General features: G+C 42.8%; 16 protein-coding genes. 12 read left to right on the top strand and 4 right to left on the bottom strand.

Going from position 1 to position 23277, the window contains the following annotated elements:
• Positions 1–10 precede the first annotated feature (10 nt).
• The 5 genes from K0I31_RS10280 to K0I31_RS10300 all read left to right on the top strand — a co-directional run bounded on the left by K0I31_RS10280 (position 11) and on the right by K0I31_RS10300 (position 5782).
• Entirely contained in the window at positions 11–1543 is a 1533-nt protein-coding gene (locus tag K0I31_RS10280) for a phospholipase D-like domain-containing protein (protein WP_220080743.1), read from the top strand.
• Between the two features lie 2 nt (positions 1544–1545).
• Positions 1546–2997 (top strand): sigma 54-interacting transcriptional regulator, encoded by a 1452-nt coding sequence (locus K0I31_RS10285; protein WP_220078311.1) that lies wholly within the window; start codon positions 1546–1548, stop codon positions 2995–2997.
• Positions 2998–3222: 225 nt separating this feature from the next.
• Positions 3223–3456: a carbon storage regulator gene (locus K0I31_RS10290; protein ID WP_220078312.1), complete on the top strand. Its 234-nt coding sequence runs from the start codon at positions 3223–3225 to the stop codon at positions 3454–3456.
• A 276-nt stretch (positions 3457–3732) separates the two neighbouring features.
• The gene (locus K0I31_RS10295; protein WP_220078313.1) at positions 3733–4959 is read left to right on the top strand and encodes a DUF3644 domain-containing protein; all 1227 of its coding nucleotides are present in this window, start codon (positions 3733–3735) and stop codon (positions 4957–4959) included.
• 1 nt (position 4960) lies between these two features.
• Positions 4961–5782 carry a Cthe_2314 family HEPN domain-containing protein gene (locus tag K0I31_RS10300; protein ID WP_220078314.1) on the top strand — a complete coding sequence of 274 codons (822 nt, stop codon included), beginning with the start codon at positions 4961–4963 and terminating at the stop codon, positions 5780–5782.
• 354 nt (positions 5783–6136) lie between these two features.
• On the opposite strand, the gene K0I31_RS10305 is transcribed toward K0I31_RS10300, so the two are convergent.
• Entirely contained in the window at positions 6137–7390 is a 1254-nt protein-coding gene (locus K0I31_RS10305) for a Y-family DNA polymerase (RefSeq protein WP_220078315.1), read from the bottom strand.
• 5 nt (positions 7391–7395) lie between these two features.
• Positions 7396–7803 carry a LexA family protein gene (locus K0I31_RS10310; RefSeq protein WP_081730731.1) on the bottom strand — a complete coding sequence of 136 codons (408 nt, stop codon included), beginning with the start codon at positions 7801–7803 and terminating at the stop codon, positions 7396–7398.
• A gap of 290 nt (positions 7804–8093) precedes the next feature.
• Between K0I31_RS10310 and K0I31_RS10315 the strand changes: the two genes are divergently transcribed.
• The 6 genes from K0I31_RS10315 (at position 8094) to K0I31_RS10340 (ending at position 17281) form a co-directional block, all read left to right on the top strand.
• Complete coding sequence (locus K0I31_RS10315; RefSeq protein WP_220078316.1) at positions 8094–9185, top strand: endonuclease/exonuclease/phosphatase family protein; 1092 nt, start codon at positions 8094–8096, stop codon at positions 9183–9185.
• 60 nt (positions 9186–9245) lie between these two features.
• Positions 9246–10976, top strand: coding sequence for a class I SAM-dependent methyltransferase (locus tag K0I31_RS10320; protein WP_220078317.1), 1731 nt, complete (start codon positions 9246–9248; stop codon positions 10974–10976).
• A 283-nt stretch (positions 10977–11259) separates the two neighbouring features.
• Positions 11260–12459, top strand: coding sequence for a HEPN/Toprim-associated domain-containing protein (locus K0I31_RS10325; protein WP_220078318.1), 1200 nt, complete (start codon positions 11260–11262; stop codon positions 12457–12459).
• A 96-nt stretch (positions 12460–12555) separates the two neighbouring features.
• Positions 12556–15471: a UvrD-helicase domain-containing protein gene (locus K0I31_RS10330; protein WP_220078319.1), complete on the top strand. Its 2916-nt coding sequence runs from the start codon at positions 12556–12558 to the stop codon at positions 15469–15471.
• A 278-nt stretch (positions 15472–15749) separates the two neighbouring features.
• On the top strand, positions 15750–16415 hold the full coding sequence (locus K0I31_RS10335; protein ID WP_220078320.1) for a hypothetical protein: 666 nt from the start codon (positions 15750–15752) through the stop codon (positions 16413–16415).
• Positions 16416–16468: 53 nt separating this feature from the next.
• The gene (locus K0I31_RS10340) at positions 16469–17281 is read left to right on the top strand and encodes a hypothetical protein (RefSeq protein WP_220078321.1); all 813 of its coding nucleotides are present in this window, start codon (positions 16469–16471) and stop codon (positions 17279–17281) included.
• A gap of 1989 nt (positions 17282–19270) precedes the next feature.
• On the opposite strand, the gene K0I31_RS10345 is transcribed toward K0I31_RS10340, so the two are convergent.
• Entirely contained in the window at positions 19271–20569 is a 1299-nt protein-coding gene (locus K0I31_RS10345; RefSeq protein WP_220078322.1) for a tyrosine-type recombinase/integrase, read from the bottom strand.
• A gap of 295 nt (positions 20570–20864) precedes the next feature.
• Between K0I31_RS10345 and K0I31_RS10350 the strand changes: the two genes are divergently transcribed.
• Positions 20865–22436, top strand: coding sequence for a response regulator (locus K0I31_RS10350; protein ID WP_220073876.1), 1572 nt, complete (start codon positions 20865–20867; stop codon positions 22434–22436).
• Between the two features lie 175 nt (positions 22437–22611).
• On the opposite strand, the gene K0I31_RS10355 is transcribed toward K0I31_RS10350, so the two are convergent.
• Positions 22612–23109, bottom strand: a complete 498-nt coding sequence (locus tag K0I31_RS10355) for a hypothetical protein (protein WP_258406474.1) — start codon at positions 23107–23109, stop codon at positions 22612–22614.
• Positions 23110–23277 lie beyond the last annotated feature (168 nt).

A 23277-nucleotide genomic window follows, 5' to 3' on the forward strand; every position in this document is an offset into this window, starting at 1 on the left:
AGACAGAGAGATGAATTTAATTAACCGTTTTACAAAGAGTGAAAGTCAGGAAGTGGATCAATCAAAGGTAAAGCTTCCACCAGTTTTTATACCACTACTGACAGATAATGCCTCAACGCCATTATCTAACAATGGTTCGGTGTACGCATCTAACTTACAAGAGTTGGCTGTAGAGCTAATAGACTCAGCGAAAGAGTCAGTTGTTCTTTGTACATTCCTGCTTGCCGATGAACGGGTTGAAGCAGCTGTATACGCCGCGGCTATGAGAAAAGTCAGAGTCTATCTTTTGTTAGCTTGTGAGACTCGTTTAGAAGGGGCGGAGCCTGACGATGATTTTGGGAAAAAATGTCTCACACAGCATAAGTCGATGTTGGCAAAGTTATCTGGCCACGTTCATTTTGCTTCTGCACCTCATTTTCACGCAAAGGCCATTTTAGTCGATGCATTACAAGGGATTGATCATGCGAAAGGCCTGCTGTTGACAGCCAACCTGACTAATGAAGCACTGACTCGAAATGAGGAGTTGGCAGTATCTCTTAGCAAACAGCAAATATCAGAATTTATAGAAATTTTCCGGTGGGCGATTTTTGAAAGTGCAGAGCATCACATGATAAACAAGGGAGAATTCGCTTCATACAAATCACCAGGGAATGTTCATTTCCCTAATCAACTAGAAGAAGTCCTTTTCACTTCAAGTGAAGGTGCCACAATACGTGAACGAGCACTTCAGATAATACAACAAGCCGAAAGGGAACTTATCGTTTCCAGCTTTGGATGGCAAGAAGAGCATGTTCTTATTGAGGCAATCTGTAATAAAGCTCGTGCGGGAGTTAAAGTAACTGTTCTTGCACGTCAAAGACCTGCTGCCATGCCGGCGTTGTTAGCTATGAGTAAAGCGGGTGCTGTAGTTAAGTGTTTCAGGTGGTTACATGCCAAAGCAATCTGTGCAGATGGAAACCGCGCAATGATTATGACAGCCAACCTACAATTACATGGCATGGACGAAGGCTTTGAATTAGGTATTCCATTAAAGGGCAGCCAAATTTCAGAGTTGCAAACGTGCTTAAACAGCTTTATTGCTAAGGATCATAAAGAGTTGCACACAAACATGTCACTGGGACTATTGTCAGGAAGCTTCGAGGTTTGGGAAAACGACCAGTTTAAAGAATACTCTGCTAAAGATTCAGAGATTATTGAGCTTAAGCCCTTACAGGCTGAGTGCCTTTCCCAAATGAATCTTAAACAACAAGTTCCTAAGGTAGACTGGCGAAGGAATACTAGTAGCAAGATTGAGTTTAAGTGGATAGTAAAACCACCAGTCATTTCTGCTAACAAGCCAGAGCATTATATGCCGACTGTTTTGCCCGATTCGGAGATGAATGAGCAGAAAGTGAGTGTTCCTAAAGTAAGTTATCAGCCTAAAGTGGTTAAACTTACCAAAAAACAATTGGCAATCACTGTACGCAAGGAATCTGAACTAGCTTTAGCCGAAGCTTTAAAGAAAAATGAGTTTCCTAAAGCTGTAGTTGTACTTGAGGCTTAGCTATGACAACAAACAACAATACTTTACTTTGCTGGCATTCTAAGCGAGCAGGAGTTGAGGTACTCGTTGAAGCAATCAAGTGTCTTAAGAATCGTAGGGTTCTTATAAATAGAGCTATTGTATTGGTGCAGACTGATACCGACAGCTCCCTTTATTTGAACCATGAATTTGGAGACATAGGACTTAGGTTTATAACAGCAAGTCTAGAAAACCCAGCTAATCACAATGAAATTTATCAAAGATTAGAGACAAGCGTTTTACCTGAGCTAAAAGATGTCGCCAACCTTCATATCAATGTATCGCCGGGGACTCCGGCGATGCACGCTGTATGGTTAATTTTGCACGCTCGAGGCCACTTTCCATCAGGAACTAAGCTTTGGTCATCCCAGTTTAATCCTGATACAAAAAGAACAAGCATTTCTTCGGTTGACTTCAATGTTAATACTTATTTAGCTGAAATATCCGCAATTTCAAACAGCGAGGGCAGTTATGCCCTCTACGGAGTGGATCCAAAATCTGCGGCTAGGCGGGAAGCTTTAGCAACATTAAAGGAGTTTGCTCAAGTACCCAAAGCCCCTTTATTGGTCTTAGGTGAGCGGGGGACCGGGAAAACCCGTTTAATCGAAAGTGTTGTAGGTATAGTTAAACAGAAAAAGGTGGTTACCTTAGCTTGTGGAGGTTTGGACTCCCAGGTGGTGGACAGCATGCTTTTTGGTCATGTAAAAGGTGCCTTTACGGGCGCCGAAACGCAAAGAAGCGGCCTGTTAAGGGAAGCTGAAGGAAAAGTTTTATTTCTCGATGAAATCCAAGACTTACCGACTAGTGTACAGCGTAAACTTGTTCGTGTATTACAAGATAACCACCACTACTATCGTTCAGTTGGTAGTGACAAGGAAGAGACATCTGACTTTGAATTGGTTTGCGCAAGTAATAAAACCATTAAGGAACTAGCCACAACTTTGGATGCCGATTTCTTTGACCGGATCTCCATGCTAACAATCACAATCCCTCCGCTGAGGATCTGTCGAGAAGACTTACTAGACGACTGGCAAAAAATATGGGGAGAAGTAAACGTCAATCCTAGCTTGCCAAAGCATGCGCCTACATCTAGACAATTGAATAAACTTTTAGAGTCGTCGTCATTGGCCGGCAATCTTCGAGACCTGAAGAAGCTTGCTTTTATTACCTGTGCATACATGAATAGCTATAGCCCAACTGAAGCACTGTCCAAAGCCATCTGCTCGCTACAGGCGTTTGACGACATTGAGGAGAATGAAGGAACCAAATTTAGTTTTGGGGACTTGTCTAATACGACCAAAGATGAATTAGACAAGCTATTTAAGTATGAGCTAGCAAGGGCTGCGAAACGCCAATTTGGGACTTGGAGTAATGCCGGTAAAAACCTTCAGGTTGACCAGAAAACACTACAGAAGTACATGAAAAATGATAGCTGATAACTTTTGCGGACTGATACACATCTCTGGAATGCATTAACGATGCTTCGCAATATAAATTGCATTTTTGACCATTCTAGCGACTGCTCAAATGCATCAGCCACTCCTCTTTTGGTTAAAAGTTGCATTTACAGATCGGTTAACTAAAGGGGGAGGGCCAGTGTGTTACGCTTATCTTTCTTTGTGTTCTACACTAATAGTTCTACACATTAACAAGGACGTATAATGCTGATACTTACCCGAGCGGAAGGCGAATCGCTCTACCTAGATAACATCTACGACGCAGACGGCAATCAATTGCCTCCCATTGAAGTGATCAATATGGGAAAGAATAGCATTGGCGTACATGCTGCCAACTCAATCACTATCTTAAGATCAGAAGTCCATCACAGAGCCAAAATAAAGGAGCTCAATGCACGGTATCGAGACAATGTTTGCTTAGCTGACAATGATGAGTAAAATCGCTTCTTTTCTAAATAATGCAATATCGCAAAGCTGGGCATTCAAAGTAGAAAAGGCCGGGGTTAATCTATTACTGTGAGTGCAGCACAATGTTCTCCCAACTTTATCTGGCAAACTATCCACTAGCATGAAAATGCCCCTTTTCGTGTTTCGCATGACTGAACTAGCTTTGGTAGGTACTTGCCTGTTGACTTAATTTTAGTAATGCTGAAAAGTGTCTATTGTTCTAGGGGCATACCAACAACTTGCTTCTATCAAGATCTACACAAGGACATGAATAAATTGGCAAGGAATAATAACCAGATCGCGTTGGCTGATGTTTTAAGGGAGTTTGAAGAAAACGGCACTACCTTTACCGCTGAGATGGTAGCCCAACGCACCACGTATAGTAAAAACTCCATCAACAAGTACATTAATGAGAAGTTGCTTGATAAGTACATTTTTCATGCTGGTTCACGTGCCAAATACCGAATTGAAGGGATAAGTGTCTTATCAAATGACGAGTTCCTTGCGGTAATGAGTCAGTCAGCGAAAGCTAAGCAAAAAAAACCGGAAGAGCAGTTTCACGACAAGCTGGTTAGTCGGAGTCTCGATGCGTTTACTTTAGCGCTGGAGGTATATAACCGACCAAGTATGAAAAATCGTGTTGAGGCCTTCGCAATCATGATGGTCAATGCTTGGGAACTGTTACTCAAAGCAGAAATACTCAAGGCTGAAGGGTATGAAAAAATTTTTTATGATGGGGATAAAAGTATATCTATTTCAGATGCGGTTAAAAGGAGGCTGCAAGAAAAAGATCCTGTCAGAATCAATTTAGAGACGATTATTGATTTACGTGACCACGCCATCCATTTGCTGATACCAGAATTACAGCCACAATTGTCCCGGCTTTTTCAAGCAACCGTTCTGAACTATCAGACACGTTATAGGAATGAAATGGGTAATGCCCCTCTTGCTGGGCAAAGTGTGGGTATGCTGAGTTTGGTAGTAGATGGCCCCGCTCCAGAAGTAGCATTAATTCAAAAGTTGTATGGTAAGCATGCAGCTCAATCAGTATCGAAATTCATTCAGCGCTTTGACGAAACATCGAAGAAGGTTGATTCTACGGAGTTCTCAATCCCGGTTGACTACAGGCTTGCGCTTGTTAAACGGGAAGATGAAAGCGATCTGTCACTTAGTGTAGGTGATGCCGGTGAAGGGGCTATTATCATCACGAAGACTAAAGATCCAGATGCTACACACCCCTACCATACGAACGAGGCCCTTGATGAAATAAACAAACGGCAGGCAACTATTTCAATCAAGAGTGGCGCTTTTCAGGCCGTGCTGAATAAACACAAAATTAATAGTCAGCCAAAGTCAGATATGCGTTGGGTGATTGATGGGAGACCTCGCTATTCTGAAAAATTCATTAGATGGTTTGTGGACAACTTAAAGCAACCCAAGTGGCTGGAATCTGCTAAGGAATTTAGACGCAGCCAACTTAGGAACAAGAGCTGATATGTCAGAAATAAAGTTTGATCGTGAGGCTCTAGATGGATGCCTATTCATCGGCGTCGTGTACGACTTATACCAACCGCTCTACTTTCGAGATTTTGAATTTGGAACAACTCCTTCCGACGTGAACTACGTTTTGCACGTCCATCACAGGGCAAGTGCCCTGAACGATACATTTAAGTCACTTGAAACTATCTACCAACTATTGTCACTGACGAATCTTCCGGTTGAAACGCCACTTGGAAATATTTCACGTTACAACTGGGTTCGTTCGATTCTAGATGTCATGTTAGGTAGAGTAACGTCGATTAGGGATTGCGTATTTCTATTGATTGAATCGGTTTGTGAGGTTGGCCTGTCTCCGCGAAAGGTATCCAGAAAAGCGTTAATTAGGAATAAAAAAATAACTAACAATAGGTTAATAGAGCTAATAGATGAAGTGGCTGAAACGGGAAAACATTTGCGTGAGGAAAGAGATAGACTTTTTCACCGGGGAGAGAGAAGAACTTTGGGGAGCCTCCCAGAATTTTATTATGCGGCAAGTGCAATGGAAGCTTTTGGAAGTTCAGGCAAGCATACTGGACCGGACGGCGAGGAATTGGTTCTAGAAGCGGAGCACAAAAATGTTATCACGGAGATAGAGGTCGATTTCCATCAAGTTGTAACTGTTCTGTCGGCAACACTCACAGAAATATTTTCAAACCTTTACCCGGTGTTTAAAGAGACATTTATTGGAAAGATGAAAGCCGAAGATGGTACAAGCGAAGTCGCATTGGGTTTAATAGAGCGAGCGGAATACTACAACAGTAAGTTTTATCAAAACTAATCTATTGAAACAGAATTTGTTGAGCATTCACGACTATGATTGTTGCTATTAATGCCGGAGATGTGGTTGCTTGTTAATTACTCGATTTATTAGCGCTTAACTGTTTCTCAAAGTACTATTTTTCGAACTGTAGAGGATGGGTGGGTTTGGCCACTAGCTGAGAATCCTTGCCACACATAAAGTAATCCGTAAAACGCTAATCAAGCAAAGCCAATGACTCATTTTTGTCCAATTTCTAGTTATGGCTCTTCTAGTTATGCCTCTCTGTAGCAATAGAGCTGAACTTAGGCAAACCCACTAGTTCAAGAAAGCCGCATTGCAGATGAAATTACTTTCCTTTGTTAGCTCCCTCTTCTAACACTTAATCCTAGGAATGTCTGACCACCGTGTCGTATATCGCGGAGTTAGAAAGTCTCGCCTCATTTGCCATTTCGGCTCAACGCCTTGGCCAGCTACAAAAAGCGAGTCAGCTCCATAACGCGCATTGATACAATCAAGCGCCTTCATTAGAGTCGAACTCTTAGGTTGATTGAATAGATCTTGTTGGAGGTGCTTTTCGCTACATAGCTCAATCAGGCCTACGCCAACTTTGTAGTAACGTACCCCTGGTTGAAATCTAAGGCTACTGTAGTGCACAGCCTTTTCTATCAATTCGCATGTATCATTCGTTAGTATCTCGAGGGGGAGCGTGATTTTGAATCCTGTCGGACGCTCATCAAACGGTGAGTTACTCGCAAAGACAAGCAACGTTTTGCAAAGGGAGCCTTGTTGTCTTGCTTTGGCTGCTGCGATGGCGACGTGCTTGGTGATAGCTTGGAGTAGGGATGCTTTATCAGAAATACGGTTACCCATACTCCTCGTTGAAAAAATCTGCTTTTTATCAGCCCTTGCAGCATCCCAGCCTTTGCATGGAATGCCATTGAGTTCTCTTACTGTGCGCTCGAGTTCAATACTAAATTGCTGACGCGCAACACTCGGTTCAAACCGGGCCAAGTCTAATGCTGTATTGATACGAAGAGCCGCGAGGCGTTTTGCGATACGCTTACCCACTCCCCATACATCTTGAGTCTCCATTTGCTCGAGAATACAACTGCGCTGCCCATCTGTGGTGATAGCACAAACACCGGCGTAGCCTGGTAGGTGTTTAGCCGCATGGTTTGCTACTTTGGCTAGTGTGAGAGTCTCTCCTATACCTACACACACCGGCAACCTTGTTTCTTTCCATACGGCTCTGCGGATTTTATGGCCGTGAGATATTAGACAGGGGATAGCCGGGTAAACATTTCTGAAAGATAAAAATGACTCATCAATACTATAAATGTGTTGTTCAGGCGCAAACCGACCAATAACTTCCATCATGGCGGCAGAAAGAGAGCCGTATAGTTCATAGTTGGATGACAGAGCAATCACGCCTTTCTGCTGACATAATGATTTTACCTGAAAGTAGGGGACGAACTTACTTATCCCCGCTTCCTTGGCCTGACGATTAGCCGCGACAATGCACCCATCGTTATTGCTGAGCACCACTATTGGCTTTCCACGCCATTCAGGTCGAAACACCTGTTCAGCACTGCAATAAAAGGAATTAGCGTCGACCAAAGCAAACAAGGTTATTAACTCCTGCTCAGTATCGAGCTTTGCCTGTGACAGCGAATTGAACGAATCACCACGCCCTCAATAGTAAAGGAATCATGCTCAAAAATAGGTGTGTTCATATGAGATTCGTTCGCAGATATCAACTGCCTGTTGACTGTATCTATGATTTTGCAAACAAAGCAGCCATTGTAGTTCGCAACGATAATGTCTTGGTTTTTGACGGTTACGTGCCTATCTACAATGAGTATATCTTGATCAAAGATGCCAACACCTTGCATTGAGTCGCCACTTGCCTGGCCGATAAAGGTGGCGCTAGGGTGTTCAATAAGCAACTCATCGAGGCTTAATGGCAACTGTTTATAGTCCGTTGCTGGGGACTCAAAGCCGGTTATCCCGGCACTGGCTAAAATGGGTATGACTTTCATTTATGGCTGACACTGTTTATTTGTACAGTATTTTAGCTGAATTTAGTTTTTTGGCAATATTCGGGAGCTTTCCTTGTGCATGCTACAGCTCGGTTCAGCGAAAGGTCACAATCCGTTTTGATTTTTACCACCCAAATAGCCCTACACCAAAGTCCGCTAGTGTGCAGATTTTGCTAGCTTTTCTCGGCAAAGTTATTTAGCTTACCGAAGAGACATATCAAGTATCGGCGAGAAATGAAACCAAGGGTTGGTCTTTCAATCGCTGTAATGTCATAAACATGGAGGTTTGTATGAATAGGGTGTACGCGGGCTTAATACGCCGAATCGCATTCGCTTTGGCTTTTACCGTGCTCACGCCTAGTGCCATTGGTCATAGTGGTGCAAAAGATGAAAATGGTGGCCACCTTGATAGGTCAACCCGTACATACCATTGCCATACCCAAGACTGTCTGCTCCCAATTAATGGCGCTGCTGCAACTAATTACCTTTCGATTGTGTCTTTCAATATTCAATTTCTGGGTAACTTTAAAGACCGCGATGATAAGGCGCTAGCTCAACTATTAGCGAATGAGGATATCGTCGTCATTCAAGAGCTCGTAGCACCACCTTACGATGGTACCTTTCCAGACAACACCTCATACAAGCCAGATGTTGAAGCTCGGCGCTTTTTTGAAGCTATGTCCTCATATGGGTTTGATTACATTCTGTCAGAAGAAGACACGGGCACGAATGACACCATACACCTTAATAGTGCTGCAACTGAATGGTTTGTCACGTTTTTTAAACCAGACAAAGTGCAATATGAACCAAGCTTGCCAAAGGGGTTCTTAGCGGCAGATCGCTCCAATAACGATAAGTTCGAGCGCGTCCCATACGCTACTCCGTTTAAAGCAAAAGCGACGGGGAATGACTTTGTCCTGATATCTGTCCATCTGCAACCTGGCACAAGTAAGAAGGATGAGGTACGCCGTAAAGGTGAGCTATTCGAAGTAGCCAAATGGATAGAAGAGAACGATTCTGTTGAACGAGATTTCTTTGTATTAGGCGACATGAACTTCGAAGACTGCGATGAAATCTCAACGATTTTACCTGACGCATTGTCTGCACTAAATGCAGGGGATAGTTGTCTCATGACCAACACTAACGTTAATAGTCCCCGGCCGTATGACAACGTCATCTTTCCGACCTCAAATACAAGTAGTTTGTTTTTGGGCGGGCAGTTTGAAGTCATCGACTTAATAGATGAGATGAAAGATGACTGGTTTGAGGATTTTACGACTCCATACCCAGGCTCCCCGTACAACCACAATGCATTCAGGGCTCGGTATTCTGACCACCATCCAGTTCGTTTTAAGGTCGTACTAACTGGCGATGATGATTGAGTTGATAGAGATGAACAAGACAGATTTGGCGACCATGATGCCCCAAGAAAGTACTAGCTCATGAAAAACTTTTACACCGAGCATGTGAAAGCACTCTGCACCCAATACAACGCACAACGCTTTGAAGATGTGCATCAATCATGGCAAGACTTTTGGCCGACAGCCGAACAGCGCGTGCTTGATGTCGGGGCTGGCACCGGGCGCGATGCAAAGTGGTTTTCCCATCAAGGCTGCGAAGTATATGCACTTGAACCTAACGATGAAATGCGCGCAGAAGGGAAGCGCTATACCCAATCACACAGTGTGACCTGGCTGAATGATAAGTTACCCGAGTTAAAAAATATTCTTTCACTGGGTGTTCAGTTCGACGTTATTCTCGTCAGCGCGGTGTGGATGCATTTGGCTGAGTCCCATCGTCAGCGTGCATTTCGAAAGCTCAGTAACCTTTTAGCACCCAACGGAAAGTTGATTATTACACTTCGCCATGGTGAGTTTGATGATGGTCGCGTCAGCTATCCGGTGAGCGTCAGTGAGCAAGAAACACTTGCCAAGATACATGGCTTGCAAGTGGTTCATGTACAGAGCGCGCCGGACAATATGAAGCGCGACGCAGTTAACTGGGAAACGGTTGTAATTAATATGCCCGACGATGGTTCGGGGGCACTGCTTAAAATTCGGCATATTTTGGTTAACGACAGTAAAGTCGCAACCTACAAACTCGCGCTCCTGCGGGCATTGGTCCGAATAGCTGATGCGCATCCTGGATGCGTTATAGATAAGACGGACGGTAAAGTGGCGCTTCCATTAGGGCTTGTATCGCTTTACTGGACCAAGCAATATCACCGCCTTCTATCTTATCCGCTAAAGCAAGGCAGCGATGATGATTACCATGAGAGTCATAGCGGAATTCAACAGAGCAGCAATAAAACGAAAGGGCTGGGTTTCATCAAAGATAACTGGCGCTCTTTGAATAGCCTTCTCCATACCAATGACTTATCTATCGGCGCGTTGTTTCTCGGCCAAGAGGCCCGAGCAGTGACAGGTACACTCTCTGATTGTGCAGCAACAATACGCGATATGCCGGTTAAGCATTTATGGCACAAAGATAAAGCTAACCATTTATTTCAGGTCAATAAGCTAACCGTCCGAAAAAGCGACCGAGTGATAATTGATAGACAATACCTCGAATCTTTCGGTGAATTCATTCTCGATGAACAGTTTTGGCACAGTTTAAAGGTGTTTGGAAGTTGGATAGAGCCACTTATTGTGAATCAGTGGATAGGGCTGATGCAAAGTTTCGCGTTGAACAAATCAAGACAAGTATCACTTGAACAGTACTATCAAGCACTACAATGGGAAGACGCTAAGCATGATACCAGAGCTGTGCGACAACGCGCAGACGAGTTAATACGTCAGAAAAGTAGGTTGGAGTCAGTGTGGAGTGGTAAAGATATTAGTAAAAACTATCACATAGACCATTGCATACCATTTGCTCACTGGCCAAATAACAATTTGTGGAACTTGCTTCCATCGTCAGTAGCTGAAAATCTGCGCAAGAAAGATAGGGTGCCTAGTGCAGCACAATTACAGCAGTCAAAAAATCGAGTTTTGGAGTGGTGGCAAGAGGCCTGGAGTAATGAAAATGAAAAGCAGAAGTTCATGATTCAAAGCACTATGGCATTGCCAGGTCTAGCTATAGATACTCATAGCTTTGAAGATGTATTTGAAGCTATGAATTACCAGGTTAAAGGTGTTAAGGGTAAATTCTTGTTAAGTGAATGGCATGCGTAAAAGTATAATAGGTTAGAGCGTCTAGCTCTGAAAGCCCCATTCCAAGCTAGCGCATTTATGTATCACACTTTACTGATGGGAATTTGACCTATTTTGTTCTAATCAATGTATTGTCTAGTGAAATGGGGACTTACCTATCTGTCAAAGAGTTATCTTGTGCTTAAAGAGTCGAGCCCACCGTTTGTAATTGAACGAGAACATCACTTTCCAGATATTAAGTCGGACCGATTATGAACCAGAGATTGCTCAGATCAAAGTAGTGATGTGAGTCGAGGATTAACTAATGGGAAGTTTTGCAGACATAAATATTAACAGCCACGAGCTTCTATCTTGGAAAAACACCTATGATGAGTGGTTTTTCACCAAGCAAGATAGGGTGCGGGAAGTTCACGATGATGAAGGGCTGCAAGATTTCATTGGATATAAGATTAATGCAAAAACTCTGAAGAGGCGTTTACAGCTTGCAGGTTACGATTTGAGATTTGCTGAACAGGATTTTAATGACGTTAAAAGCTCTTGGATCAAGGAAATGAAAGAGACCTTAGAGTTATGCAAAAGCAATAAAAATGGCATCTATGTTGATGATGTTGACCAGATACTAGCTGATTTAAAAATTGTTGAGAGTCATAGTTTTCAAGATTGGCTGCAAACACTTCCCAAAGTATTTGATAAGTCGAGTGCGGATTTAGATACCGATTGCTTTAATCCCAAAGTTAACATTGATGGTGAGCCACTACTGTCATTCATGCTCTCTGCATTTCATAGTGTTTATGATGAACATCAGGGGTTCGCTGGTACTTCATTCCCATGTAAGTATGCTGAAACTTATGCCGTGGTTCTTTTAGAGCATTGCGATGACGAAGCAGAGTGTGTGCTTGATATCACTGACATAGTTAACGATGGATGGGTTACCGATTTTGACGATATTGCTGAGGTTCAGGCAGGAGAAACAAAGTTTCATCAGAACTTTTATGCTTCTTTGAATGAGCTAGCAGTTCTAAACGAATCAACGGAAAATGCAACACTACAAAGAATGGTGTTTGCCAGTGTGATTACTGCGATGGAGGCGTATCTGTCTGACACAATGAAAAGCCATGTGTTGAACCAAAGTGCAGTTAAGCGACGATTTGTTGAATCACATCAGTTTTTTAAAGAAAAACTAGCTAAGAAAGACGTGTTTGCGTTTTTAGACACACTTGATAAGACGCTAAATACGGAAATCGATAAAATCTCATTCCATAACATTGATACCGTAAAAGATCTGTATCAAAAAGTTCTGGCCTGTGATTTCCCAGAGGATAAATTGGATCAACTAAGACAGTCGGTTTTCGTTAGGCATGACATTGTGCATCGCAATGGAAAAAAGTCAGATGGGTTCTCTGTTAATGTGTCTCAGCAGGATGTGATTGAGCTAATTGAGTTGGTTAAGAGTCTTATCAGAGACATTGATCAGCAAATTCTAGATGGATTATTGATAGATTGATAGCTAACTGAAAATTCAACAAAATATATGAGTTCCTGTTCATTGAGTATGTGACCTATGGCATGATTAACCTGTTCATAGATACAGGAATTTTGAATGGCACAGCAGATCCTCAAATCGAGAGTCAATTTACTGGGTAATTGCAAAGGGATTGTGCTCGGAAAGCACTCTCTCAAGATTGTTTACAAGTCCCGTACTCAAAGGGTGAATTACTCAGAAATACTCGGTTTTTGTACGATAGAGCGTTCATTGCTTGGACATAAGTTTGAGATAACTACAGATAGTGGGGTTATTAATGTCAGTGGTCTTAGTCATCTAAAAGTAATCCCACAGTTCAACACTATCAATTTCAACATCAAGTCATTCATAGAGACGCAGATTAAAGATACTTACAGTAAGTTTTCAAAAGCTGCTGTTGGTCAGTATCTTCGTGAATCTAAAATCTCCGAAGTTCAGTCTATAATTGAGCCAATGGTTCGTTTGTTTAACAAAAATAGTGAATCTTGGAGTTCGCACATATCGCAAGAACATTTCGATAGAATGAAAAAGTTGGCTGAGCTAAGCCCTTTATCGAAATCTGCTGAATCATTAAGAGCTATTCATACCAGCAGAGTGCTAGAAGGTCGTGAAGCTTTTTACGACAGCATTGAGAATAACCCACTAACACCAGAACAACGTTTGTCAGTTGTACAGCATGATGATTACAACATGGTGCTTGCGGCAGCGGGTACTGGTAAAACATCAGTTATGGTCGCTAAAACAACAGATATCTTGGAGCGTGGTTTAGCAAAGCCTAACGAAGTTATGGTTTTAGCATATGGTCGTGAAGCTGCAAAAGAACTAAAAGCTCGCTCCAAAGAAAGACTCAAGAAAGCAAACATCTCATATGACTTAGATAAACAAATCTCAACATTCCACAGTCGTGGTTATCAGATAATCGCAAAAGCCCAAAAAATGTCTGTTGAGGAATTCAAAAAACTCAGAATGAGTCGATTAAGAAAAGATGGGGCTCGTAAGGAGTTCATCAATAACTGGTTGGTAACGTTCATAGAAGACAGCGAGGATAATCTAAATGCATTCATTGAAACTGTTTACTATGCATATAACCCGTTCTTAGCCGAATCTGAAGAAGCTCATCAGGAAGCTCTAAAAGGCAAGAAATACATCACGCTTAATGGTGTAGAAGTTAAAGGTTATCAAGAAGTATTAGTTGCTAACTGGTTGTTCAAAAACGGTGTTAACTACAAATATGAACCAAATTATGGAAATGAGATTAGTAAGGATATTGGCTTTCCGTACCATCCTGATTTCCAAGTTAGAGATACGAATGTTTTCATTGAACACTTTGGTATAGACAAAGACGGTAAGACTAGAGCGGGTATCAACAATATTAAGTATAAACAACAGATTAAAGAGAAGATTGCACTCCATGACGATATGGGTACAAGGTTGGTTAAAACATTCCATTATAATTGGTGTGATGGTGAGCTTGAGTCAGAGCTAGAGAGGCAACTTGTTGATTATAAAGTCGAGTTGAGTCCAATTTCGAAAGAACAAATTATTGCTGCTGTTACGCAACAGAATTTTATCAAGAATGCAGTTAATGAGTTAAGTGCTACGTTGGCTGCTGTTCGTTCAGAAGCTATCGAAGGCTATGAAATACAAGCTCGTCTCGAAAAAGCTGGCGTTCAAAACGCTAAAAGCCATATGTTGCTGATTGAGAGTTTACGTCAAGCATATGTTGCTGAGCTTAGAAGTAGAAACCAGATTGATTACGACGATATGATTCTATTAGCGACGGAGTATCTTCGTGATGGAATGTTCGAGCCTCAGTGGAAGTACATCTTAGTTGACGAATTCCAAGATATCTCTGTATCTCGTTGGAACTTCTTACTTGAATTACTCAAAGCCAAAGACAGTAGTTTAACGGTTGTTGGAGATGATTGGCAGGCAATCTATGCATTTACTGGTGGTAAGTTAGAGTACACGACGAGGTTTAAAGAAAAGCTAGGCAATCATGCTCTAACGATGTTGCAAAAGACATTCCGCTATAACAACAGTATTGCTGATACTGCTGGTGGATTTGTAATGAAGAATCCAGAGCAGTACAAAAAGGATATAGTTACTCATACTCAGGTTAATAGCTCTGAAGTCTATCTAATGGATAATCAAGATGATGAGAAAGATCCGTTACTAGCCACGTTGAATGTAGTTGAAAGAGCCATGCTTGAAATCTACAAAGAAGACCCACAAGCTTCTATTAGTATTTTGTCGAGATACAATAAAACGAAGAATGCTGCCAAGGAAAGATTTGGTAGACACAGTGGTTTTAACAACATTGATTTTTGGACATTGCATGGTTCCAAGGGTCTTGAAGCTGATTACTGCTTTATCTTGGATTTAAATCAGGGATTTTTTGGATTTCCAAGTGAAAGAAAGGAAAACGAAATTGTCAGCGCATTGATGCCTACCATTGATATCTATCCGCATGCTGAAGAACGTCGCCTATTCTACGTAGCCATCACCCGCTCAAAAAAACGATGCTATCTCATAGCTGATCCTAAAGAGCCGTCAGAGTTTGTTCTAGAGCTTCTTAGACCTGAATATCAATTGAATATTGTGTCAGAGCACTTTACTCCAGAGAAGCTAGCTGCCAGAAAATGTCCTAAGTGTAAAACTGGGTACATGAAACCGAAGTGGGGTGCATGGGGTGTGTATGAGTGCTCTACAGGTTTAGGGTGTCTCACTGAAGCCGTTGATTGTGATGATTGCGGCGGTATTGCTATCAAAAAGGAAAACTACGGTGAGTGCATCAGCTGTAAATCCAGGTTTCAGCTTTGTCCTAACTGTAAAGCCCCGAAAGTTGTGCGAGCAAATAGTAAGAATAAAAGACTCTTCGTGGCATGCAGTTCATTTCGTGGTGATAAAGATAAGTCATGCAAGTTTACGGGCCCACTTAACCCAAGACTACAGCAGCGATTAAAAGAGAAAGATAGAGTTCCTTTTAACTAAACCTTATCCACAATAAGAAACTGATATGCCAAAAACTAAAACGCCCCCAACAGATAACTTGTTGGTAAAGAGAGCTGACATTACTAGTTGTCACTTTATAACTCAGAAGTGTCCATAGGTGTGTCTGAGGCGATCAAGTTCAACACATCTTTGCCCCAAAACGAGTTAGCAGTGAGATTCCCTTCTAACTCTAATACTTCGTGATTGACAAAATTTGAGTGTTGTTATGGAGTGAATAGGGTAACGATGGCTAATAATGTCACGAGGGAATTGAAATAATGAAGCTGTTAAGTGTTTTTATAAGAACAATCAAGATTGTTTTTACTCTTGGTAGCATTCTATGTACCAACGTCCAATCAGCTGATATGAAAATTTACAGTTCTCCTATTGGTTCTAAACACTTAATTTTGTCTGGTGAAATTGGAGATGGGGATTTTAACAATCTTATTAAAGCTCTTTCCAATAATAGCATCGGATTGGTTGAGCTAAATTCAAATGGAGGAACGGCTCTGGAAGCCATGAAAATGGGAAGATTCATTCGGCAGATAGGTATTGATACTGTTGTTCAGCACAAGTGCTTATCTGCATGTAATTTTATTTTTCTTGGTGGTAACAAGAGATACGTGTTTAGGCATGCTGTCGTTGGTCAACATCAAGGTTCTTATGGCAGTGGCGTAAAGTTGTCTCCTTTAGATCTCATCAGTTATAACAAAGCTGTCGCACAATTTTATCGAGAGATGTTGGTTCCGGATGATAAAAATATGTGGTCGTTTAATTGTGAAAATAAATGGTTTGAGCTAGGAAAGAAAAGAGAGTTCTCTTACATTAGCTCAAAGGTTTACCATGAGATTCCACTTAACTCGAGTGCAATGCCAAAAGAACTAGTTGAGTATTTGATAACAGATTTGGATGCCCAGATGTACTGTGTTGAGCCTATTGACTAAGTAACAGATATAGGATCTAGTTTGCTGCAGGAAGTATTAAAAAGGGGGCGACCTTGGCCGACAAAGATATACAAAAATCAAAAAAACTACCCAAATGGATCACAGAACATTTCGAAGATTCTGTAGAGTCTATTCAAACGTTGATACAGATCGTTCATTTAAGCGAAAAGGGAATATCTGTTCTCCGGGGGATGCCACAAATCGTAGGTGTTTTGGCCAAGGTTAACGGCGACACTGAAGCAATTTCTACGGAGAAACAACTTGAAAATGCCAAAAAGGAAGCTTTACTAGCACAGACTGAGGTTGAAAGTGGCTTTCCTGTCCTCCACGGTTTTGCTGTCGTTTCTCTTTGGAGTTGGCTTGAGCAATTTATTAAAGAGTTTGTAGCACTGTGGCTTTTTCACCGTAAATCAGCCTTGTCTGCACCTTCTGTTCAGAAACTTAGAATCAGATTTGGAGAGTACATGCAGCTCCCCAAGAGCGAACAGGCTGCTTATCTCGTAGAGTTGTTAGAGAAAGATATGGCAAGTTCTTTGAAGAAGGGAGTCAATCGATTCGAAAGTCTTCTTGACCCATTTGGATTGGGGGGAGCATTGTCTTCCGGTTGTACTCAGAGCCTATTCGAGCTTCAGCAAGTAAGAAATTTATTAGCACATCGAAGTGGTCGAGTTGATCGGCGTTTTAAGTCTGAATGCCCATGGATAAAGTGTCGGGTGAAGGATCAATTAGTAGTTAATCAAGAGATGCTCGAACGCTACAGCTCTGCATGCATAGAATATTGGATGGAGTTACTTTATCGACTAGGGGATGTTCACGGAGTTGCTCTTCGACCAGAATCTGGTAAAGCCTTCGATGCAAATACCTAGCAACATACCGTGTTGATATTGCTTTGGGACTGCACTGACTCTGGCATATTTTCTAAAAAAGTACTGGGTTTACATTGCCCGTCAGTACAGTTCCAAAATCGTGCATTAGTTCATAGAAATTCGCCTGATACAGCCGACGTTCTAACACGGGAATGTCCAAAAGCGGGTTAGGGGTCTTAACTCGCTGCAGCTCAGTTAATTGTCCCCGAAAAAATTAAGTTCGATGAATTCATTTCTGTAGCAACGATGCCACTGTTGATAGGAAGTCTGGCTTAATATGGTTTGCGACTCTAGATGAAGCAAAACACCATAATGGTTGAGGGTAAAAAGATGAACCTAGTACTTTGTCGTCAAAACTTACTGAATGACTAGGAACCTGATTAGCCCACTAACTTGTTCACCACAAAGAGGGTTCATCTAAGACAGAAGATTTGAAGAACCTAATGATCATCTGCGAACGCGGTGGTTAACCGACGTAGCACCAATGCCACAACTAAACCTGGAAGTTAAAGCCAGAGATTTTGATCCGTCGCAGTTGGTTCCGCTTAGACTTGGTCGACTAGGTTGGCAAACGCACCTATAGGTACAACTTCATATCTGCTTTTAAGTACACGCAGAAACAAAAGCCTATTTTTCTTTAGAAACATACATCTGTGTTGGTTCCAAACTGAACCACATGGAAAGAGTATAGGTGGGGGCCGGGTTTTATTTAGCTGTTTGAACGAGATTCTGACTTTCAGTGAACCTTGCCAAATTTTCCGGGAACTATTTTAACTCACATATCGCATTTAACATAATATACATTGTGCGCACTAGCGTGTGATTAGATAAAACATCTTTATTTCAGCGCTAGTGCTTTCTACAAAAACACTTTCGTAGGGATACGTCTAGCAATCTGTTTAGCGAGTGTTGTTGATAAAGCCCTTTAATGCCCACATCGTTGGTGATTCAGTCAATAAACGATGGGCTCTTTGGACAACATCTTGTAGTTTTAACTATTGTACCACAAACTGACGACAACAAGAAAATAAACACGTAAAAACAGTGCCTTACACAATAACGCGTTATTGTTCCTCGTCACTCACGATTGCTATTACCTAAAATAGAAAATGACATAAATTTAAGCGTCGCTACGTGAAATCTGGTGGGTAATCCCCTTGTTTAAGTCATTTCGTGCACGTAGCAACGCGTGCAATTTGTATTGGATTTTCCCTGCGTCAGCTATTTGTTTAATAACGATAGAATTTTGCGAACTACTAAAGCTAGTGCAGACATAGCCTTCAATTAGCAAGCACTTGGAAAGCTAAAGTTAGTTTAGATGCTTTTAGTGTTACGGGTGTTAGTTAGGAACCAACCAGGCTTGCCGGTTTGATCGTTTCGGTGCGTTACTCTGAATGCTTTGCCTAATTTTAAACATTTAGATGTTTAATCTGGGGGCTCTCAATAGACGAGTAATGCAAAACTCAGCGCATGACTAACCTAACTACAGCTCATAATCTGCCTAGCAATACGCAATCGGCACGCCTTAGCAGCTTAACAAATGATTCAATCTAGCCCCTCAGATGCAAACGTTCAAAAGTAACCTAAGTAACTTAAACCTCTTGATATTGAGAATCGTCATATAGACTGAGAGCTGCCAGTCAGAAAATTTGCTAAAACGAGCTTTTAGTCAGATGCCGATAATGATACTTATCGGCATTAAGCGATTTGAAAAATGGCTGCCACTCATATGTTAAAAGTAAGGTTATCAGTATGGCTAAAATTTACGCACCCGGTCATCATAATGTTTATAGGTTGGCAGAAACCTTTAGTTAAGCATTAACTAAAGCGTCATCTGAATGACATGGAATCGCAAAACAGCCTGTTTAAACTATTATCGTCAACTCAAATTAGAGCCCTGTCTATTAAGTCTTTTCTTGTTGAGATACTTAAGCGATGCGACCGCTTTAGGCTCCCTACCCGTGTCTTCCCGGACACGGGCTTTTTTGATCATTCGATGCCGGCTAATCTGTCCATAGGCTTATTAGCTGCACTCTGATGCCTTTCGGCCTGAGATGTGTGCAGATACTGAGATGTGGTATCGATGCTCTCATGCCCTGCGTCCGCCTGAACATGGGATAAGGGCCGACCATTGAGGTTAATGTCATGGGTGATCCCGGTATGGCGGATGCTATGCACTGTCAGTTTTCGCATCACCTCTGCATCTTCCCAAAGCCCGTCCGCATGGGCCTTGTTGGCGGCGTGATTGATCAGCGACTGTACCGCCTCCCTCACCTGGCGAATGCCCAGATTCGCATCGACCAATCCCGCTTCACGTCCTCGCCCAGCGGCCCTATGGCGCACGAAAATTGGCGTCTGTTCCTGATAGCCGGGTAAAGGTGGCAGCCCCAAATGTTGCCGATACTGTTTAAGTGCCTCTATTAATGCATTGGACAAGGGGATTTGTCGCTGCTTGCCCCCTTTACTCTTGGGAATATGAAAACGCCAGATCCCTGTCTGCTTGTCTTGCTTAAATTGTCCCATGATAGGGCTGTAACCGGTTCGCGCACTCACATCAGATACACGCAAATAACAGCCGTAAATCAACTTGATAAGAAATAAACTGCGTTGATGGATTTCAGGTTCCGCATTAGCAAGCTGTTCGACACTTGAGATCACATAGGACCATTGCAATTCGGTAAAGGCGAGTCCACTACCCTCCTCTTCACTCATGGCGAACTTTCGCTTATGGGCAAACTTTGAATGGTTCATCCAGGCCTGTGCCGGATTGCGCTCGCAGTAATCTTCTGCCACCAAGAAGCCATAAAATGAAGAGAGTATCGCCATCTTAGTTTTGAGGGCGTTATCGCTAAGGCGGTATTCTTCCCCTCGTTTCCCCACAAAGGGTCGCCATAACAGATTGGGCACGCGCTGCTGACTCGACTTGTCGAGTTTAAACTGGGCAACGTTAAATTGACCGATTAATTCCTTTGGTGGCGACTGACAGTAAGCCACGAATTTATCCATGTCACGTCTACTTATTTGCCCAGGCGACTGCTGCACCACATCGAAACACCAATGCAGAAAACAGGTGATTTCGCTTCGAAAACTCTTATAACTGTTCTCATTTTCCCGCTGGGCGAACAGTAGATCGGATGCCAGCTCATAAACCAAGCCTGCATCTTCGACGCTATTCATGGCTATCGCCGTAATGTGCTGATTGATGATGGGATTGCCGGCTTCGATATAATCGATCGATTCAAATAGAGGTAAGGCGTGCAAGAGTCGACTCCAATAAAAAAGCGCCATGGGATGCCCCACGCACTATAGCAACAAAAGCGGGAAAATATTTAATAAAATTGGCACGTTAGATCAGTATTTGATCGGTTAGATTAAAGAGCGCTTGCTCAGTAAACACAAGTATATGTTTTCCGCCCTTATGTTCGCCGCCCTGCTATCATCACGCGATACGCAACAAAGAGGGCTAACTGCCTCATTTAATCTGCAATTTCAATTTCTCACCTTCTAAATTCTCCAGCTAAATGCCACGTGAGTTACTACACTAATAAATAAGGTCAATTTAGTTCACCTAAGAGGGGTACGGATGCTAATTGATATGGCGAAAAAGAGTCCACTGTTCTCAGGTAAAAAGAAAGCAGCCGAAACAGAAACAGGACCGGCCTGGCGCATACTGATCGTAGACGATGAGCCCGATGTACACACAGTGACAAAACTCGCACTGTCGCGGTTTAAACTAGATAACCGCGGCATAGAGTTCATTAATGCCTATAGCGGCGAAGAAGCAAAGCGGGTGTTACAAGATGAAAAAGACGTGGCCATGGCGTTTATCGACGTGGTCATGGAGAGCGATCACGCCGGTCTTGAGCTGGTCAAATGGATCCGTGAAGATCATAACGACCGCAGCATCAGATTAATCCTGCGTACCGGTCAGCCGGGACAAGCGCCTGAAGAAGATGTGATCGTCAATTACGACATCAACGATTACAAGGCAAAGGCTGAATTGGATTCACGTAAGCTGATCACTAGCGTCTACTCTGCGCTGAGAAGTTACCGCGATATCATGGAGATCGAAGCGGCCAAACAAACGCAAATCCGCTATCGAGAAGGACTAGAGCGTGTAGTTAAGGCGACATCAGGCCTGTTTGAACTCAGAACTCTGTATCATTTTGCCGACGGCCTGCTGACTCAGGTCGCCAACCTGCTTAACCTCAACAACGAGACCTTGCTGCTGACCTGCAATGCCATAGATGCGATGAGCAAGGATTTAAGTACAGACAAACTCCATATCCTGGCTGGCACCGGCCAATTTGCCAGTCACCATGAACAAGCCATCCCCGAGCCCATTGAGAAGTTGCTTAAACGGGCACTACAGGAACAGACATGCCTGTATGAAGACAATCTGTTTGTGGGTTACTTTCCGGCCAAGAGTGGCTGGATCAACCTGTTGTATATGGACAACATACATGCCATCGGCGATCTGGATAAGAAGCTTATCGATATCTTTGCCATCAATGTCGGCGTCGCCTTCGAGAACCTGCTGCTGAACAAAGAACTAGAAGATACCCAATCAGAATTGATCTTCCGCCTAGGCGATGTGGTCGAGAGCCGCTCGAAGGAAGCTGCCAACCATGTCAAGCGTATGGCCGAGTACTGTTATATCCTGGCAAAATTGGCCGGGCTCGATGATCAACAGGCCGATCTCATCAAACACGCATCACCCATGCATGACATAGGTAAGATTGCGACACCGGATGCCGTGCTGTTAAAACCTGGTAAACTAAACGATGAAGAGTGGCAGATCATGCGCCAGCACCCCGCCATCGGTCACCAGATCCTGGGCAACTCAGAGCGCCCTATTCTTAACGCCGCCGCCATCATAGCCTTGCAACACCATGAGAAGTACGATGGCAGTGGTTATCCTGATGGCTTAAAAGGCGATGAGATTCATATATTTGCGCGCATTGTCGCTATCGCAGATGTGTTCGATGCGCTCTCCCACGAGCGCTGCTATAAACCAGCCTGGCCGTTGGATGAAGTGATAGCCGAGATCGCAAAAGGTGCGGGGTCACACTTTGATCCTGACCTTACCTCGCTCTTTATCGATAACATAGAACGCTTCAATAAGGTGCGATTAGCCCTGTCTGACAGCAATTAAGGTTTAAGCAATCAGCGGTCGGCGTGAGCGGGTTTTATTGATCTAGTGAGTTGTGTCTATTTTTTGAGTCTGATTATTTGAGTCTAAATATTTGAGTACGATGGCATAGATGAAGCTAGCTGCCCCTAAAAAGCTTTGTTCCATACAAGGCAGCTTGAGTCGATTAGCACAGCTTTTAGCCATTCTTAGCCGGATTATCGGCCAAAAAGTCGTACATAACGGTCTTAGATTGACCGCCTATCTGGAAGCTGGCGATAAGACGCCACACCATATAATTACTGCTGCAAGAACCGTATATTAGCGTTCCTTGATAGGTGTTTTTACCAGTTTCACTTAAAATGAGTGGAATAACCCCCATAAACATATCTCTACCCTCAACACTAACCTGGAGGTTTTCCAGTGGTTCACTACTGGTCAAGGTCACCGATAACGGCTTCTCGCTAGGGGTGTCTTCAGGTGAAATTGCCAATGAAATAAGCGTTTCACCGAGTTTTTTATCGCAGGTTTTTTGATGGAAATCGCACAGACTCGGGTCTATTTCAAAGGCGGTTTCTTTAGCCGCTTTTACATCTTGTTTAGGGGTTTTTGGCGCTTTTTCGCAGCCCGTTAACAGGGGCATTAAAAATAGGCTTGCAGTCAGCGTAATCAGGGAGATTTGTCGATTCAGTAGCACAATTATTAACCTTTTGAATCATAGTGTTTACATTCTATCCAGGTAGTTTGATCTGGATCAATATCCTAGGCCGCATAATTCCTATCTTTTTTGATATTGCTCAAGTATCATTGCGTTACTCGGCATTAATTTGCGTTAATGTTGCGTGACACATTGACACAAACTTGT

This window comes from Shewanella spartinae (assembly GCF_019457555.1).
Taxonomy (GTDB): Bacteria; Pseudomonadota; Gammaproteobacteria; order Enterobacterales; family Shewanellaceae; genus Shewanella; species Shewanella loihica.